Origin of the sequence: Pedobacter sp. ASV12, assembly GCF_016429155.1 — a bacterium.
In the GTDB taxonomy this organism is placed as follows: Bacteria; Bacteroidota; Bacteroidia; order Sphingobacteriales; family Sphingobacteriaceae; genus Pedobacter.
This window is the reverse complement of sequence record NZ_JAELUC010000024.1, coordinates 1-15,891: the sequence shown is the minus strand read 5'-3', so window position 1 is coordinate 15,891 and position 15,891 is coordinate 1. Positions and strand designations below refer to the sequence as shown.

The following is a 15,891-nucleotide window of genomic DNA, read 5'->3' as shown; positions in this document are numbered from 1 at the left end:
TTGCAATGTCCGGCAGGTATGGGTAATGGTTTAAAAATTATGGTTGAAAAGAGGAGGTAGGCTAGCCCATTTTGGCCTTGGCATCCATCCAGTAAAGCAGTTCGCTCACAAAGGCGTTTGCACGTTTGTCGGTTCCTTCCTTATCGGCGGGTTCGCCATGCTCGTTAAAGGTTTTGTCTATTGTAGGCACAGGGAACATGGCAGGAACAACCAATGCACCTATTTTCCAGAGGCTGAACTGCAGGGAGGTAATCACCTGCGATCCGGCAAAGGCGCCGGCCGAAACCGTGGCAATGGCCAGAGGCTTGCGTTTCCATTCGGCATACAATAAGTCGATGACGTTTTTAAGGCTGGCTGGATAGCCACCATTGTATTCTGGCGTAACGATAATAATCCCCTCCGCTTCGGTAATTTGGCTGGCAAAGCGGAGCATGGCCTCAGAAGGATCAGGAATAAACCTTAACCGTTCTTCGAAAATAGGAAAGTCGTATTCGTTCAGGTCGATCAGGCTAACTTCGGCTAGCTGGTGCGCTTGCAGGTAATTCTTGAAATATAAGGTTACGCGGTGACTGTTTCGGCCGTTTCTCACGCTCGCCGAAAGGATGGCTATCTTCTTCATGCCCTAAGATAAGGATTTACGTTAAAACGCAAGATGGTTACAGCTAATAATTAATGGTTGGCAGTTTTGTTGCATGATCATCGAAACTTGTTGGTGAAGAATACCAACAATGAACCAATGATACTATTGAGCCAATGAACCAATTCACTTCGTCTTTACTCCCATTTAAATGTTTTCACGGCCACGGCATAGATGCCGATACCCCAAATTAGCATGATCAGCATCTGGTGTTTAACATCCCATAGATTGGCGCCCTCAAAGGCTACTTTGCGCATGGCATCGTTTAAGTAAGTTAACGGCAAAGCCCTGCTGATGGGTTGCAACCAGTTTGGAAAGGCATCAATAGAAAAGAAGGTGCCCGATAACAGGAATTGCGGCAAGGTAATGATGTTCGAAATCGGCGGAATGGTGCTTTCGCTCTTGGCCAAACCCGAAACCACAAAACCAAAGCCCATAAACACAATGACTCCCAGCGTAGCCAGCACTAACATGTTGATAACCGTGGCTGCCCCGTTGATGAGCGTAAAGTGGAAGGCGAAATGGCCGATCAGGATAATGAATAGAGCACCCAGCAAAGCAAAGCCGATACGGGCAATGCCCTCGCCTAGTACAATGCTCGAACGCCTAACCGGTGTGGCAAAAAAGCGTTTGATCACCAGGTTCTGGCGTAAACTGAAGAAAACGAAAGCCGTACCAAATACACCGGTGCTGAGCAGCGAGAAGCCCAATTGGCCCGGCAAAATAAAATCGATGGTGCGGTACAAACGACCCTCAACGGTGGTAGCCCTGATTTCGGTTACGGTGGGCTTCATGTTTTGGGTATTCAGCTTGTAGGAAAGTTCATTGAGCACCGAACGCAAAATGTTGCCTTTGTCCATAGAGGCCGAAGTATATTTAACGGTGGTAATGAAAGCAGGAAGTCCCGAAGGGTTTTTCTCTACTTTGATCAAGGCGTCGTAATTGCCTTTTTCGAGGTTTTTGTTGATGTTGTCGAGGTTGTCGCCTTTTTTCAGCCGCACTACGCTCACTTTTTCCAAGGCGCTAATAATAGGGTTCTGCAGGTCAGAATCAGGAGCTACGGCTACATCCAGTTTGGTGCCGCCACCGCCCAGAAATCCGAATACGAGGATAAAGATCAGGGGGAAGGCCAAGGTAAAAACCACTGCCGACGGACTGCGCATAATTGACCTGAAACTGGCCTTGGCTAGCGCCAATGTAGCTTTTGTATGATTGTATGTTTTTGCCATTTTACGTTTATCGTTGAGTTAAAATGTTGTAAAGTTTTAAGGTTGTTGGTGTAGCGGTTATTGTTGCTGTATGCTTTGCCGACTGACGATCAGCTTCCCGACCGTAAACTATCGGCCACGGACTACTGCCTTTCGGCCGAAATCTAATCTTCTCGCCATTCTTTGCCCGTCAGGTTGATAAATACATCTTCCAGGTTGGCTTTTTTTACTTCTTTTTTGCGCTCAAAACCACTTGCAATCAAATTATCTATCAATTGGTCTGGGGTGTCGAGGGCAATGATCTGTCCGTTTTCTACAAAGGCAACGCGGTCGCAAAGCTGTTCGGCTTCATCCATGTAGTGGGTGGTAATGACTACCGTAGTGCCATTGTTCCTGATTTCGGTAATCAAATCCCAGAGGTTTCTGCGGGCTTGCGGATCGAGGCCAGTGGTAGGCTCGTCTAAGAAGATGATTTTCGGCGAATTGATGAGCGTAGTGGCAATAGAAAAGCGTTGTTTTTGTCCGCCAGACAAGGCTTTGTATTTGGCCTTGGCTTTGTCTTGCAGGTTTACTTTTTCCAGCATTTCCATCGGCTTGATGTCGGCGCCATAGAGGCCGCCAAAAAGCTCGAGGAGCTCTACCAGGTTCAGGTTGGGGTAATAACCGGCAGCCTGTAGCTGTACGCCGATGATTGCCTTGATGGCGCTAGGGTCGCTGTCGACCGAAAAGCCATCTACAATTACTTCTCCGGCTGTTTTTTTGCGTAAGGTTTCGATGATTTCGAGGGTGGTGGTTTTGCCGGCGCCATTGGGGCCAAGCAAACCGAAGATTTCGTTTTCGTAAACTTCAAAGCTCAATCCTTTAACGGCCTTGAAATCATCATAGTTCTTTACCAGGTCTTTTACGCTGATAATGGCGTTTTTATTTTCCACTGCTAATTGGTTTTGTTATAGTTTAGGGAGGCAAGGCCTTATGGGCTTGCTTTCTATTCGATAAATGTAAGAAGCTTTAGGTGAATAGAAAATGAATTTTGTACGAATGGTAGCAAAATGCCGATAAAGCGATGTTTTTAACGGGTAAAGCCTCCTATACTTCCGACGAATGGAAGATAAGAGGCTTTAAGTATGGGTTAAAGACTTTGTAAAAATATATTACCAAGAAAGCTGGCCTTTTACCATGCTTACAAAATCGTCGAACAAGTAGCGAGAGTCGTGCGGGCCTGGCGAAGATTCAGGGTGGTATTGTACCGAGAAGGCCTTTTTGCCTTTGACGCGGATGCCTTCTATCGAATCGTCGTTAAGGTTGATGTGGGTTACTTCAACCTTGTCCGAATTTCTGACTTCGTCTGGAATAACACCAAAACCATGGTTCTGCGAAGTTACCTCGCAATGGTTTTTGATGATGTTTTTAACCGGGTGGTTCAAGCCACGGTGGCCATTAAACATTTTCATGGTGCCAATGCCGTTGGCTTCGGCCAATAATTGGTGGCCCAGGCAAATGCCGAACATCGGTTTGTCGGCATCTAAAATAGCTTTAACGGTTTCGATGGCATAAGGCATAGCGGCCGGATCGCCGGGGCCATTTGAAATGAAATAACCGTTGGCGCCCCATTTGTCCATTTCTTCGAAAGTAGTTTTGGCAGGATAAACTTTAACGTAAATATCTCTGTCGTCGAAATTGCGAAGGATATTCTTTTTGATGCCCAAATCCAAGGCGGCAACTTTATAGCTTGCCTCAGGATTGCCATAATAGTAAGGCTCTTTGGTTGATACCTGCGACGAAAGTTCCAATCCATCCATCGGAGGTACAGCTTCCAATCTTTTTTTCAGCTCCTGTAAATCGGTAATCTCCGACGAAATAATGGCGTTCATTGCACCCTTGTTGCGGATGTGGCGAACCAGTGCGCGGGTGTCAACTTCCGAGATGCCCACAATATTTTCGTTCTGGAAGTTGTCTTGGATAGATTCGGAAGCTTCTTTTCTGCTGTATAAAATGTTGTAGTTCTTGCAAACCAAACCTGCTATTTTGATAGAATCTGATTCTATCTCGTCTTTGTGCATGCCATAATTTCCAATATGGGCATTGGTGGTTACCATAATCTGACCAAAGTACGAAGGATCTGTAAATACTTCCTGATAGCCGGTCATGCCTGTGTTAAAGCAGATTTCGCCAGTGGTGGTCCCGATTTTACCTGCTGCCTTGCCATAAAAAACGGTGCCATCGGCCAATAACAAAATTGCAGGTAACTTGGTGTAGTTAGTCATTTTGAATTACAATAAGAATTAGTGGTGAAAAAAGATAAAAAAGAATGGATTTCCGTAACGGTTATGCCGTTTTTGAGGGAAGGCAAGAAAGTCTGACTGAATTCATTCATTTCAGGATACAAAGGTACGTTTTTAGTCAGCTTTTTTCAAGATATTTTATCAGTTTTTTGAGATATTTTATTCTTGGCCTTGTTGGGCTTTTGCGGCCTGGTTACGGTTTCTGTAAGGATAGTGTGATATAACGCACAAAAAGCAATAAAAAAGAGATATCTCGGCTATAAAACCTAATTTTGTTTAACAAAACAAAAAACATGTCTGTAAACAAAGAAATTAAGCGTGTTACTACGCACATCTTGCAGGAGATGAAGCAACGTGGCGAGAAGATCGCGATGTTGACCGCTTACGATTATTCGATGGCCACCATTTTAGACGATGCGGGCCTGGATGTTTTATTGGTTGGAGATTCGGCCTCGAATGTAATGGCTGGGCACGAAACGACTTTGCCCATTACACTCGACCAAATGATTTACCATGCGCAGAGCGTAGTGCGTGGTGCCAGCCGTTCTTTTGTGGTAGTAGACCTGCCTTTTGGTTCTTACCAGGGCAATTCTAAAGAGGCCCTCAACTCGGCCATCAGGATCATGAAAGAGTCTGGTGCCCATGGTGTAAAGCTGGAAGGCGGTGCCGAAATTGCAGAATCGGTGCAGCGTATCATCACGGCGGGCATTCCGGTTATGGGCCATTTGGGTCTTACCCCGCAATCGATTTACAAATTTGGAACTTACACGGTAAGGGCCAAAGACGAGGCGGAAGCGGAAAAGCTGAAAACAGATATTCTAGCCCTGCAAGATGCGGGCTGTTTTGCGGTTGTGCTCGAAAAAATACCGGCCAAACTGGCCAAAGAGGTTACCGAAAGCCTTCAAATTCCGACCATTGGCATTGGTGCCGGTCCGCATTGCGATGGCCAGGTGCTGGTGATTAACGACATGATCGGATTGACCAAAGGCTTTAAGCCAAGGTTTTTGCGCCAGTACATGAATTTGTACGAGGGTGTTAAAGACGCTGCCCAAGCTTATATCAAAGATGTGAAAGCAGTTGATTTCCCGAACGAAAAAGAACAGTATTAGTTCCTTGGATAAGCAAGTGCTAATCAACTATTAATCGTTGCGCCTCTTCGCAGTGACGAAAAGAAAAGAAAAATGCCCATTACCGAATCAGATATTTTATACGAAGACAACCATTTGATTGCCGTTAACAAACGTGCCGGCGATATTGTGCAGGTTGACGAGACCGGCGATGAGCCATTGGACGAGCAGGTTAAAAAATACATTGCCAAAAAATACAACAAGCCTAATGGTGCTTTTTTGGGGGTGGTGCACCGTTTAGACAGACCGGTAAGCGGCGTTATCCTGTTTGCCAAAACTAGCAAGGCGTTAGAAAGGATGAATGCCGTTTTTAAGAACCGTGAAGTGCGCAAGACCTATTTTGCCGTGGTGCGCAACAAGCCGGCCAGGCCCGAAGGCAACCTGGTACACTGGCTGATTAAAAATCCGCAGAAAAACCTGGTTACGGCTTATAACAAGGAAGTGCCCAACAGTCAGCGGTCTGAGTTGGATTATAAGTTGCTGGCCGAAGTGGGGGGCTATTATTTGCTGCAGGTTAATCCTTTAACCGGCCGTTCGCACCAAATCAGGGTACAGCTGTCAACCCTAAACTGCCCCATTGTAGGCGATAACAAATACGGCTATCCGCGCGGCAGCCGTAAAGGCAGCATTTGTTTGCATGCCCGTAAGCTCGAGTTTATCCACCCTGTACAAAAAGAACCAGTTTCTATTTTTGCCAAATTGCCGGTTGACGGTTTTTGGGAAAAGTTTGAACAGTTCTAGGCTTCGTCTTTTAACTTCAGGTTTTTCCAGGTTTCGATGGCCCAAGCCAGATCGGCAGGTTCGTCAAAATAGAAAACCGCTGCAAGCACTTCGCCGGCGATGAGGTTGAAGGTGTAGATGACGTCGTAGGTTTTATCAGCTTCTGCTTCTTTGATTTGGTAGCCTACCCGGGCCACGTGTTCGTCAGAAAAATCGAAAGTTTGGATGGTTTTGGCTTGCGATTGGTCTCGGTTTAATCCAGTCTGTTCAAAATGCGTCTTCAGTTGCGCTTGCGATTGCCCTTCCTCCAGCCAAATGGAAAGCCTTACCGATTTATCGCCAGTGGTATAAAGCAAAGATCCATTATCTTCCACACGACGTTCAAAAAGATTATTGATGTCGATGGTCCAATTTTCGGTGAGCTTGTGCTTCACCATAAAATCGTCGCTAAGTGGATAATCACTTACCCTGTACCAATCCGAATGCTCGTTTTCGCGCTCATAAACCGAACCTACGCCTTTGAGCAATAATGGGGCTACCGTGGGGTCGATTTTTAAAAGGGTGGAAGGATTGCAAATGATAATATTTCGAGGATCATCGGTATAGGCTTCGCTCTCAAATCCGCTAAATATTTTCCAGCCACTGTCTTCTGGACGGGTTGATTTGTTTCGGTACATAAAAAGCGGCTTCCGGTTTTCATCGAAGATCATTTTAGAAACCAATAATCCTCCAATGGGCGGGAAGTTTTCGAAGTTGTTATCCATAGTTAAAATCTGCTGGCCTAAAATACAATTTTAATGTGATTTTAAGCGTCATGGTCGGTTGGGGTAGCTCTTTTTAACCTAATTGATATTCGGAAAAGGAAATCTGTAACTCAGCGCATATTTTTTGCCATTGATTAATACGGCTTGCTTTTGCCTGAGGCTTTTTAGGAATTTGATGAAATCCTTGAAGTGTTTTAAATAGCAATATTAATGGCACTCGATTTTATCGAAAATAATCGGCTGGCCAAACTTTAGCGTATGGAGGTCTTTGAAAATCATTTTGCCGTCTTTTTCCAACACGTCGCCAAAGCCTTCCAGCATCTGATCGCCTTTTTTCAGAAAAGCAACCTGCCGTACCGATTCTTTGCCTTCCGAGCTAAAGGTATAATCGGCAATAAGCGTATCGCCACGCATTTCACCCTTGATAATGCCTTTGTTGCTGTCTTTTTCGGCAAAGTGGTAGCTCAGTTCGCCTGTGGTGATGGTGCCACTGGTCATGAAAGAGAGTTTGGCCGTATCTCTGTTTTTGATATATTGGTAACAGTGTTGAGGGGTTGTGCTTACAATATTGGTATCTAAAGCCGAGGTATCTGTGGTCGCCTGTTCCGATTTGTTACCTTGGCATGCCGTAAATAAGGTTGCAAAGGCGGCTAGTGCAAAAAAGTATCTTTTCATAGCTTAAAGTTGAATGATCAAACTGATTAACAAGCAAAACGAAGAAATGTTTGGCAATAGAAAGCCCCGCTTGTGGCGAGGCTAACTAAATCAATCATATCACAAATATGAAAATCGTTACCAAATATAGGTGCCTACCGCACCTGCGGGCAAGGCAGTAGTTACCATTTTGCCATTGTATTTGATGTTAAAGCTTTGTTCGGTGTTGGCATTATTGCAAACAACCAGTACTTTTTTGCCATCGATATTTTTAAAGGCTACATTGGCCAAAGTATTGTTCTGGGTAGAACCGATGCGGTATGAACCCGGACGTACAAATTTAGAAGCATGACCAATGATGTAATAAGCTACGTTTCTGCTTACACTCGAACCGATGGTGAGGGCGCCCAAGCAGCTGGTGCAGCCTCCATCTGGCGTATGCGGGTTATAATTGGGGTCGGCAGCCAAATTCCATTCCAGTACGTTGCGGCTCCAGTTGCGCGTAGCGCCAACAATAAGGGTAGAAACATGCCATTTAAGGTCGTTGCCAAAATTGCCTGGGCCGCCAACCCATTGCTCGGTAAAATATACATGCTTGTCTGGATAGGCATTGTGCACATCGCTCAGGGCCGAAATATTGCCGCCGTACAAATGGAAAGCAGAGCCATCTACATAAGGATTGGCTGCAGCGTCGGCCAAAATAGTTAAGGGGTAATCCGGTCGGTCGGCATTGTGGTCGTATACGATGATTTTAGTTGTAATCCCTGCACTTTTAAAGGCTGGACCTAAAGCCGATTTGATGAAAATGGCCTGGTCTTTTGCTTCCATATACATACTTGGCGTATTGCCCGGATGCAGCGGTTCGTTTTGGATGGTAATGGCGTCGATGGTAATGCCCTGAGCCTTCATGGCTTGGATGTACTTGATAAAATAGGTGGCGTACGACTGGTAATATTCGGGCTTTAGGCTGCCTCCTTTAAAGGCATTGTTGGTTTTCATCCAAGTGGGCGCTGTCCATGGCGAACCCAATATTTTGATGTTTGGATTGATAGCCAAGATTTTCTTCAAAACGGGTATCAAATCGGTCATTTCGGTTGCGATAGAGAAATTGTCTTGGCTTACATCGGTTTGTCCGGCAGGCCTTTCGTTGTAGGTAAACACCTGTGCACTCAAATCTGATGCGCCAATGCTTACGCGCAGGTAGCTTACGCCTATGGCGCCGTCTTCGGTAGAGAAAAGTTCTTTAAGCAGGGCATCTTTAGTAGCCGCAGGCAAGTTATTGATCAAAGTGGCACTGCCACCGGTTAAGGTATAGCCAAAACCATCAATGCTTTGGTAAACCTGCGCATCGTCTACTTCGATGGTGGTATTGCCGTTAAGGGTTGCACTAAAATTGAGCGCTACATTCTGTTTTTCGAGCAAGGCGGTTTGGTCGCCTTTGGTTAGCCAAAAAGCCACATCGCTGGCCACTGGAGCAGTTATTGGCGGTACAACGGGATCGGGTGCTTTGGGGGTTTTGCTGCTCTTTTTGCAGGCGCACGAAATCAGTATAACGGTTACAATGGCAATGGATAGGGATAAAAGGCTCTTGAGGTTCATGGTTAGGGTTGAATTTGATTTTTGTGAGGCAAGGGCAGCGATGCCAAGGTCTTAAGGGCTGACTGCCATTACTTGGAACCCTAAAAATAACATGAATATCGATTTAAACCAGACCTTTGGCAAGGCCGATTCGAGTTGAAACATTGACTGGGAAGGTCAAAAAAAATGGGATAATACGCTTGATGCGCATGCTGTTTTAGCCTTTGGCACATTCTAAACGCCGTAAAATGTGATTTTTCGACAACGGACCAAATCTATTTTGATACGGCTTGTCAGCAAGGCTTTGTTGTGTTAAAATGCAGGTAAAAAAGTAATTTTTTTACCTGCATTTTGATTTTTGACTCAAATTTAGACCCTTTGCATAGGGAATAGTGGTTTAATTGCACTGCTAAAACCTTGCTTCAATTGGTCAGTCGGCTTCCTCATCATAGCCACGCAGGTCTAGAAATTCGTCGGTAAAATGCTGCCTGTGTTTGGGCTGCGCAAACTTCTCGGCATTAAAAGCAACCGAACTGCCCTTGGGGATAGAAAGCGATTGCCAATGCTGGTTGCAAAGCATCTTGCCCAAAAATACAATTTGTCCTACGTGGTAGGGGTAGTGCGCCAGTTGCCTGTTGATAGCTTCCATTACGGTGTGGCCCTGGTTGCGAATGAAGATTTCCCTGCTCAAATCGGCTTCGGTTAAGGGATTGATGGCATCGAAAAGACATTGCCAACCTTCATTCCACTTGGTCAGTAATTCCTGCCTGTTTTTGATGTCGTTTACAAATTCGGCCTCACGGTCTCTACTGGGCTTTTCCCCATCGGTGGTCAGAAAATCAGTCCATCTCGACAGCATGTTGCCCCATAAATGTTTAACAATCATGGCAATGCTGTTGCTGTCGTCGTTGTACTGCCAAAACAATTGATTTTCGGTTAATTGGTCGAACGTTTTATCGCCCAGCTGCTTATAATAGGCCAACTGTTTTCTGACGCTTTCTAAATAACTTTCCATGAGCGGTTATTGAATTTTTTGGTGCCCTGTTGCCGGGGCCAATTAAAGTTAGCAGCATTATTGTTCGCAAGCAAATGCTGGTTATGCCAGGATTTTTTATGGTCTTTAAAAATTGTCGTAATAGGTAAAGTCTTTGGTGATCAGTCCTTTTTCGATAGTGAAAATGGTGCAAATCGGCATGTCGAAACTCGATTTGTCTGATGCGGTGCCGGTTGATATAAATTCTACTACGATATGTTTATCTCCGGCTGGATAAATATTCACAAGGCTGTCTTTTACATTCGGAAACAGCTGCTGCAGTTCGCTGTATTTTTTAATGGTTTGTGCACGGGTTTGCTTTACGATGCCCTTGCCCAGTGACGGGTCTTTAAAATCGGCGGTATCGGCATACATTGCAGCCATTTTGGTCCAATTGTGTTGGTTAAAGTAATTGAAATACTGTTTGATCAATGCTTCGTTGCTGTTCGTTATTTTGGTGTTTTCGGTACTTTGCGACTCGTTTTTGCCGCTACATGCAAATAAGAACGAACCAAGTAGAAGCATCAAGGCGAATGATTTCATGGTTTTGTTGTTTAGGTTAAAGGGATGATTGAGGTATTTATTGGCTTTTATTTAGAAAGGCTGTTGAGCAACAAGGCTTTCCATTTTTTAAATATTGTATAGTTTCCGATAGCTGATCGTGGGTTTTGAGGACGAGATTTTTGATGGCATCCATGGTCATGCCAATCTTGGTCTTGTTCGTCATAACAGCCATTTCCGATCGCTTTGCTCCACTGGGGTGCCTGAATTGGGCTGCGATTTCCCTGAATTCTTTGTTTTCCATCAAGGTAAATATAAAAAGTATTTACATGGTATCGGAAAATGGGTTGCCGAAAAATGGACTACTCACGTTTAACCAGTAGGAGTTCGCTGTTTTCTAAAACCAGATAGCCGTATTCGTAACAAAAGAAATAGGTGCCTCCATTGGTGGTAACGAGGGTGTGGGTGTGGTATTTGAAGTCGAAGCCCTTTTTAACGAGGTCGTTTTTATGCAGTTTTACTGTGCCATCGGCATTTTGGGCTTTGAGCAGGTCTCGGTTCTTTTTTAAGATCTGGTTAACCTGTTTCATCAAGCTGCAGTTGTCAGCTTTTAGGCAATTGTTGTAATGGCTGCGGCATTGGTCGTCGCAGAATTTTTTGTCGGCACGCCCTTTAATGGGCGCATTGCAGTCCAGGCAGCAGCGTTCCATAGTGGTAGTTTTTGCATGGGATGACGGTTCAATTTACAAAAAGAAACGGATATCGCCACCACTTTATCCGATTACTGTTTTATATCCGGTTATATACGGATATACGCGGTTAACTTCCGATTATTTTCCCTCAACAGTTCAATTTTGTATAGTCGGCAAGAGGTTGCTGTTCGTTAATTATTTAGTCACTTAAAATTGAAGCACATGGAAAATGTAACAAACAAAGTAGTATTGAGCGGTTTCGCCGGTGGCGATGCGGAAGTTAAGGCCCTATCGGGCAATCAGAAGTTGGCACGGGTAAATTTAGCCGTGAACGAGCGCTACAAAAGTGCAACAGGGGAAGAGGTTAGGAAAACCCAATGGTTTACGCTGACTTTTTGGAATGCGAAGGCAGACTTTGCCGAAGCGCATATCAAGAAAGGCACGCCATTGCAGATTGAAGGGAGGTTGCAGAGCGGTACTTATGATGCAAAAGACGGAAGCAAGCGCTATACTACAGACATAGTGGTAACGGAGGTTAACATTAGGGAAACAGATGTCGCAAATTAAGTTTGTTGCAATGGGCGCCAGCAATGGCGCCCATCTTTCTTCTATAGCTTTAACGAAAGGCCAGCATAATAGTTAATGCCTGGAGCAGGGTTGTAAAACCTGTTGCCGGCCGCATTTAAGTCGTTGCCTAAACTGTAGCTTCGGTTAAAGAGGTTGTTGATGCCAATATTTATACTTGCCAGCTTGCTGCCCAAACGCAAATTTTTGCCCCCAACTTTAAGGTCTGTTAAGAAGTAGTTTTTGGCATAGAAGGTATTAGCATCGTTAAGCGGTATGGATGTATTATAGCTTTGTTGTACAAAAAAGAAAAAGCGCTGTTTCAGTTCAAGTGCTAGGCTATTGTACCAAACATGGCTAGGAATTCCGGTTAAACGATTTCCAGAGTAATCCTGGTTTGCATTTTTGAAGTCAACAAAACGATAATGGGCATAAGTGTAAGCGCTGTTTAATTGAAGGTTGCTGATCAGGTTTGTGGCATGGTTGCGGATAATAGACCAGGAAGCCATTAATTCGATTCCGCGTTGTTGGGTACCACCGGCATTGATAAAATATTCTATGTCATTGGCGTTGAGGCGCCTTACAATTGCATCTTTTAAACGAAATTCATAAATACTGCCATCTACATAAAAGCGCTGACCGTTAGTTTTCCACCTTAAGCCCGCCTCATAGTTCCATCCCGCTTCAGCTTGCAGGTTGTTATTGATGATGTTGTCTGACGACCTTACTTCAGCTAAGGTAGGAGGCGAATAGCCTTTGCTTACCGACGCCCGGAGCGATAGGTTAGCGTTTACCAAAAAAGAACTGCCAATTTTGGGCATCCATTGTGCATCAAAATTTCGCTTGCGCTTGGCAATGTTGAGGGAAAAGTAGCTCTGATAGCTGTACCTGAAAAAATTGAGGCTCGAGCCAAGCTCAATTAGCCAACGTTGACTAATATCGAAGTTCATTCTTAAAAAGGCAAAACGCAGACTCGCATTCAAGGCGTCGGCAGCTTGTAATGCCGCAGTTGTTCCCCGGTCATTATTGAAATTTCGAATGTCGCTATGGGTATTGGCCATTTCTACGCCAGCCTGTACATGATAACCGAAATTGGTACTGGCAGTTTCAAATTGTACCAGGGTGCGTAGGCCAAACGTGCTTTCTTTGCGTTTTTCGAAATTGGTGATGAAAGGGTTTTTGAAATCGGTATAGCTCCCGAAAACAGCAATTATATGTTTAAAGTGCGGATTTATTTGGTATTGATTGGCCAAGCCACCAAAAATGCTTTGATTGTAGATGCCTGCCTGCTGACTAACTGCGCCAGGCAGGGTTGGTGTAGCAGGCCTGGCCAGTCTAGGGTTCGATGCCAGTTGCTGTGCGGTTAATCCACCAGGGGTTTCATAGCTGAGGTCGCTAAAAAATACGAAAGCCTTTAGTTGCCCCCTTAAATTGTAGTTCCATTGTTGCGTAGTTTGTACATACTTTCTTTGCAAGGCACTATTTTGCCGGTAGCCATCACTTCTTTGATAGCCCTCGGTTATATTGAAACGATAATGGGGGTAAACCCGATCAACACTAGCCGTTTGGTGGAAAAGACCGTAAGATCCGGCATCTACTCCAAGCTCGATTTCGTTTTTTGCTTTTAAAAGCGGATTGATCAACAGGGCACCACCTGTGTTTGCACCAAATGTGCTGGCTTCCGGGCCCTTATAAATTTCGAGGTTGCCGATGCCAGCCAAGTCGATGAGATTGAGGTAAGTATTGCCACCGGCATCTGTAAGTGGAAAATCGGCGAAGTATATTTTTACATTTCGAATGCCAAAGGGCGAACGCAATAAGCTGCCCCGCAATGAAAGCCGATAGCTGCCGGGCGACCTTTCCTCCATTCTCACACCCGGAACGGTATTCGCAAGGCTTATTAAGGAGGCCCTGGGCTGGTTTTGAAATTGGTTGCTGTCTAGCAGGTTAACTGCGGCCGGTGTGCGTAGCAAAGTTTGTGGATTAAAGTATCCCTTAACGATTACCTCGCTCAGCTTTTGGGTACTATCAGCATTTGAGGTTTGGGCGTGGACAACATGCACGGCAAACACAAGCAGGAAGGTGGCAATTAATTTCACTTTGAAAAAATTGAGTACAGATGATGGGACACTAATAAGCTAACGACAAGGCTTGCCCGCCTTTAGCAGCATGGCGATCAAATATAAACCAGTTTTTTCAATTTTATAAGCCGAATATAAACAACAAAGGCTACCCCTTAAGGCAGCCCTTGAACTCACTAAGCTGTTTACTTTAAAAACAATTTTAAATTAGTTTACCTTAAGGCCGATTTCGCCTTCATCTATTCCGGTAATATTTTTATCGCCAAAAGCCGTTGATTTGGTCTGCAATAGTTTTAATAAATCTTCGGTAGTGCCGGCATGCTTAACCGTGATTTTTGAGCCGGTTGAGCTAAACTTCATGGCGCTTTCGGTAACGCCTTTACAGGCTTCAACATCGGCCTTGATTTGTTTGATGGTAGCCAACGTGCCGCCATTGATCGAAATAACGGTAGTGCTCTCGGCCTCGGTTTTTTTCTTTTTGCCAAACAGGCCCAGCAGTTTGTCGGCTGTGTTTTTGGCATTATCAACGGTATTTCCTACCTCTTTGGCTTTCCCAAGCCCACGGTCTACGGCATTCTGCGCTAAAGATTGGTTGGCACTCAATAAGAGAGCAATCGCAAACACGAATAAAAAGATGTTTTTCATAACCTGTTATTTTTGAATTCTAACAACTTGTAATTTTTTTCTCCAGAGCCAGTGTGTTTTACTGGCTAACCATACCCAAACTTAGTAGGTGGAAGCATGATTTTAAATACCCGTATGCCATGAAATTTGTCTACTGGTTTTCATGGATTTTTCTGATTTTTTTGAGAAAAACTATTCAAATGCCTAGTTTAACCCTCTCGTTGGAAGAGCGCTGAAAAAGTGGAACTTTATTCCGCGAATTGGTAAAAACAGCCTAAATATTGAAGTGCATGCTGCCCGAAAAAATAACTTTAGCCATAGTGGATGATCATCCGATTGTTGTAGAAGGCCTTAAGCTTTTGCTTTTGGATAAACCACATATCGACATGGTAGGGTCGTTTCATACCGGCGAATCGTTTTTGAAGTTCTTGAACGGCGTAATTGTGGATATTGTGCTGCTCGACATTACCTTGCCCGATAAAAACGGTTTGGATTTATGCAAGGAAATCAAGCAAAAACATCCCGAAACCAACATTATCATCCTGAGCAACCATAGCGAAAGAAGCATTATCATGCAGGCTTTGCAACATGGAGCAAGTGGTTATCTGCTGAAAAACGCATCGGCCAATGAGTTGATGGATTGTTTAAATACGGCTATCCGCGGACAAGTGGCCCTAAGCGAAGAGGTAAAAGGCATTATGGCCAGGCCATCAACCATTATGCCCCAAGGATTTCCGACATTAACGGCCAGGGAAAAAGAAATCCTGCCATTGATTGCTGAAGGCCTTACCACCGCTGATATCGGCCATAAGCTTTTCATCAGTCCGCTTACCATCGAAACCCACAGACGCAACCTGATGCAGAAGTTTGGGGCTAAAAATGTAGCCGAACTGATTAAGCTGGCTACTTTGCATGGGTTGACTTAAAGGTTGTCAAGAGCTTATTTTATTCCCTTCCCAATCGGTTACAGTAGGCTTGTGGAGCTCATGCCATCTCTTTATAAAATGGTCTATGTTTTCCATGTCTTTTTTGATGAGCTCTCCCAGATTTTGAACGCTTTCTTCAAATCCCTTTTCAGTATAGAAAGATTTGAGCTTATGTCTCACGCCATGAAACAGGGGTGGCCCCTTATAATCATCCATCCTTAAGCGCATTTCAGTCATATTGTTTGGAGGTAATCCAAATTGTATACCGTCTCTTTCTTTCAATTCGGTTAAAGCGTTTATTGTCGGTTCTAGTTTAAAGATGTTCAGAAAAATTTGAATCCAACTATCCTCTCTTGTTATGTGGGTAGTTAACATTTCTAATTCAGAGTTCTTGGAAATTCTACATAATTTATAGGTAGAATCAATAAGGTTATTCCGGCCAAACCACGCGCTGGAAAAAGGAGAGTGCTCAAAACCTTTCTGTTTTAATGCAGGTATTC

General features: G+C 44.4%; 18 protein-coding genes. 4 read left to right on the top strand and 14 right to left on the bottom strand.

The window, feature by feature from the left end; all coding sequences use genetic code 11:
* Positions 1–61: 61 nt before the first annotated feature.
* From JHD69_RS08165 to carA, 4 genes are all read right to left on the bottom strand, one after another.
* Positions 62–619 (bottom strand): NADPH-dependent FMN reductase, encoded by a 558-nt coding sequence (locus tag JHD69_RS08165; protein ID WP_199139187.1) that lies wholly within the window; start codon positions 617–619, stop codon positions 62–64.
* 155 nt (positions 620–774) lie between these two features.
* Positions 775–1,866 carry an ABC transporter permease gene (locus JHD69_RS08160; RefSeq protein ID WP_199139186.1) on the bottom strand — a complete coding sequence of 364 codons (1,092 nt, stop codon included), beginning with the start codon at positions 1,864–1,866 and terminating at the stop codon, positions 775–777.
* A gap of 143 nt (positions 1,867–2,009) precedes the next feature.
* Positions 2,010–2,777 carry an ABC transporter ATP-binding protein gene (locus tag JHD69_RS08155; protein ID WP_199139185.1) on the bottom strand — a complete coding sequence of 256 codons (768 nt, stop codon included), beginning with the start codon at positions 2,775–2,777 and terminating at the stop codon, positions 2,010–2,012.
* Between the two features lie 219 nt (positions 2,778–2,996).
* Positions 2,997–4,109, bottom strand: a complete 1,113-nt coding sequence (gene carA / locus JHD69_RS08150) for a glutamine-hydrolyzing carbamoyl-phosphate synthase small subunit (RefSeq protein ID WP_199139184.1) — start codon at positions 4,107–4,109, stop codon at positions 2,997–2,999.
* A 311-nt stretch (positions 4,110–4,420) separates the two neighbouring features.
* Here carA and panB point away from each other — a divergent pair, with 311 nt between their 5' ends.
* Both panB and JHD69_RS08140 read left to right on the top strand, forming a co-directional pair.
* Complete coding sequence (gene panB, locus JHD69_RS08145; protein ID WP_199139180.1) at positions 4,421–5,236, top strand: 3-methyl-2-oxobutanoate hydroxymethyltransferase; 816 nt, start codon at positions 4,421–4,423, stop codon at positions 5,234–5,236.
* 72 nt (positions 5,237–5,308) lie between these two features.
* A complete protein-coding gene (locus JHD69_RS08140) occupies positions 5,309–5,995 on the top strand; it encodes an RluA family pseudouridine synthase (RefSeq protein WP_199139178.1) in 687 nt (228 codons plus the stop codon).
* Here the strand turns inward: JHD69_RS08140 and JHD69_RS08135 are convergent.
* From JHD69_RS08135 to JHD69_RS08105, 7 genes are all read right to left on the bottom strand, one after another.
* Positions 5,992–6,738, bottom strand: coding sequence for a DUF2185 domain-containing protein (locus JHD69_RS08135; protein WP_199139176.1), 747 nt, complete (start codon positions 6,736–6,738; stop codon positions 5,992–5,994). The genes JHD69_RS08140 and JHD69_RS08135 overlap by 4 nt on opposite strands.
* Positions 6,739–6,945: 207 nt before the next feature.
* Positions 6,946–7,413: a hypothetical protein gene (locus tag JHD69_RS08130; protein WP_199139174.1), complete on the bottom strand. Its 468-nt coding sequence runs from the start codon at positions 7,411–7,413 to the stop codon at positions 6,946–6,948.
* A gap of 117 nt (positions 7,414–7,530) precedes the next feature.
* Positions 7,531–8,991 carry a glycoside hydrolase family 30 protein gene (locus tag JHD69_RS08125; protein ID WP_199139172.1) on the bottom strand — a complete coding sequence of 487 codons (1,461 nt, stop codon included), beginning with the start codon at positions 8,989–8,991 and terminating at the stop codon, positions 7,531–7,533.
* Positions 8,992–9,400: 409 nt separating this feature from the next.
* Positions 9,401–9,985: a DUF1572 domain-containing protein gene (locus JHD69_RS08120; protein WP_199139170.1), complete on the bottom strand. Its 585-nt coding sequence runs from the start codon at positions 9,983–9,985 to the stop codon at positions 9,401–9,403.
* Between the two features lie 105 nt (positions 9,986–10,090).
* Positions 10,091–10,546, bottom strand: coding sequence for a nuclear transport factor 2 family protein (locus JHD69_RS08115; RefSeq protein WP_233165781.1), 456 nt, complete (start codon positions 10,544–10,546; stop codon positions 10,091–10,093).
* 37 nt (positions 10,547–10,583) lie between these two features.
* Positions 10,584–10,808: a hypothetical protein gene (locus tag JHD69_RS08110; RefSeq protein ID WP_199139168.1), complete on the bottom strand. Its 225-nt coding sequence runs from the start codon at positions 10,806–10,808 to the stop codon at positions 10,584–10,586.
* A gap of 58 nt (positions 10,809–10,866) precedes the next feature.
* A complete protein-coding gene (locus JHD69_RS08105) occupies positions 10,867–11,214 on the bottom strand; it encodes a hypothetical protein (RefSeq protein WP_199139166.1) in 348 nt (115 codons plus the stop codon).
* A gap of 204 nt (positions 11,215–11,418) precedes the next feature.
* Here JHD69_RS08105 and JHD69_RS08100 point away from each other — a divergent pair, with 204 nt between their 5' ends.
* Entirely contained in the window at positions 11,419–11,763 is a 345-nt protein-coding gene (locus JHD69_RS08100; protein ID WP_199139164.1) for a single-stranded DNA-binding protein, read from the top strand.
* A 41-nt stretch (positions 11,764–11,804) separates the two neighbouring features.
* Here the strand turns inward: JHD69_RS08100 and JHD69_RS08095 are convergent, their stop codons facing one another.
* A complete protein-coding gene (locus JHD69_RS08095) occupies positions 11,805–13,859 on the bottom strand; it encodes a TonB-dependent receptor (RefSeq protein ID WP_199139162.1) in 2,055 nt (684 codons plus the stop codon).
* Positions 13,860–14,048: 189 nt separating this feature from the next.
* Positions 14,049–14,486: a hypothetical protein gene (locus JHD69_RS08090; protein ID WP_199139160.1), complete on the bottom strand. Its 438-nt coding sequence runs from the start codon at positions 14,484–14,486 to the stop codon at positions 14,049–14,051.
* A 269-nt stretch (positions 14,487–14,755) separates the two neighbouring features.
* Between JHD69_RS08090 and JHD69_RS08085 the strand changes: the two genes are divergently transcribed.
* Positions 14,756–15,391 carry a response regulator transcription factor gene (locus tag JHD69_RS08085; RefSeq protein ID WP_199139158.1) on the top strand — a complete coding sequence of 212 codons (636 nt, stop codon included), beginning with the start codon at positions 14,756–14,758 and terminating at the stop codon, positions 15,389–15,391.
* Positions 15,392–15,397: 6 nt separating this feature from the next.
* Here JHD69_RS08085 and JHD69_RS08080 read toward each other — a convergent pair.
* Positions 15,398–15,891: hypothetical protein (locus JHD69_RS08080; protein WP_199139156.1), on the bottom strand; the 494-nt coding region annotated here is incomplete at its 5' end.

Bases quoted from the DNA above. Each gene is read 5' to 3' on its own strand.
- JHD69_RS08165 (WP_199139187.1), bottom strand. From the start codon at position 619: ATGAAGAAGATAGCCATCCTTTCGGCGAGCGTGAGAAACGGCCGAAAC.
- JHD69_RS08160 (WP_199139186.1), bottom strand. From the start codon at position 1,866: ATGGCAAAAACATACAATCATACAAAAGCTACATTGGCGCTAGCCAAG.
- carA (WP_199139184.1), bottom strand. From the start codon at position 4,109: ATGACTAACTACACCAAGTTACCTGCAATTTTGTTATTGGCCGATGGC.
- panB (WP_199139180.1), top strand. From the start codon at position 4,421: ATGTCTGTAAACAAAGAAATTAAGCGTGTTACTACGCACATCTTGCAG.
- JHD69_RS08140 (WP_199139178.1), top strand. From the start codon at position 5,309: ATGCCCATTACCGAATCAGATATTTTATACGAAGACAACCATTTGATT.
- JHD69_RS08135 (WP_199139176.1), bottom strand. From the start codon at position 6,738: ATGGATAACAACTTCGAAAACTTCCCGCCCATTGGAGGATTATTGGTT.
- JHD69_RS08130 (WP_199139174.1), bottom strand. From the start codon at position 7,413: ATGAAAAGATACTTTTTTGCACTAGCCGCCTTTGCAACCTTATTTACG.
- JHD69_RS08125 (WP_199139172.1), bottom strand. From the start codon at position 8,991: ATGAACCTCAAGAGCCTTTTATCCCTATCCATTGCCATTGTAACCGTT.
- JHD69_RS08120 (WP_199139170.1), bottom strand. From the start codon at position 9,985: ATGGAAAGTTATTTAGAAAGCGTCAGAAAACAGTTGGCCTATTATAAG.
- JHD69_RS08115 (WP_233165781.1), bottom strand. From the start codon at position 10,546: ATGAAATCATTCGCCTTGATGCTTCTACTTGGTTCGTTCTTATTTGCA.
- JHD69_RS08110 (WP_199139168.1), bottom strand. From the start codon at position 10,808: ATGGAAAACAAAGAATTCAGGGAAATCGCAGCCCAATTCAGGCACCCC.
- JHD69_RS08105 (WP_199139166.1), bottom strand. From the start codon at position 11,214: ATGGAACGCTGCTGCCTGGACTGCAATGCGCCCATTAAAGGGCGTGCC.
- JHD69_RS08100 (WP_199139164.1), top strand. From the start codon at position 11,419: ATGGAAAATGTAACAAACAAAGTAGTATTGAGCGGTTTCGCCGGTGGC.
- JHD69_RS08090 (WP_199139160.1), bottom strand. From the start codon at position 14,486: ATGAAAAACATCTTTTTATTCGTGTTTGCGATTGCTCTCTTATTGAGT.
- JHD69_RS08085 (WP_199139158.1), top strand. From the start codon at position 14,756: ATGCTGCCCGAAAAAATAACTTTAGCCATAGTGGATGATCATCCGATT.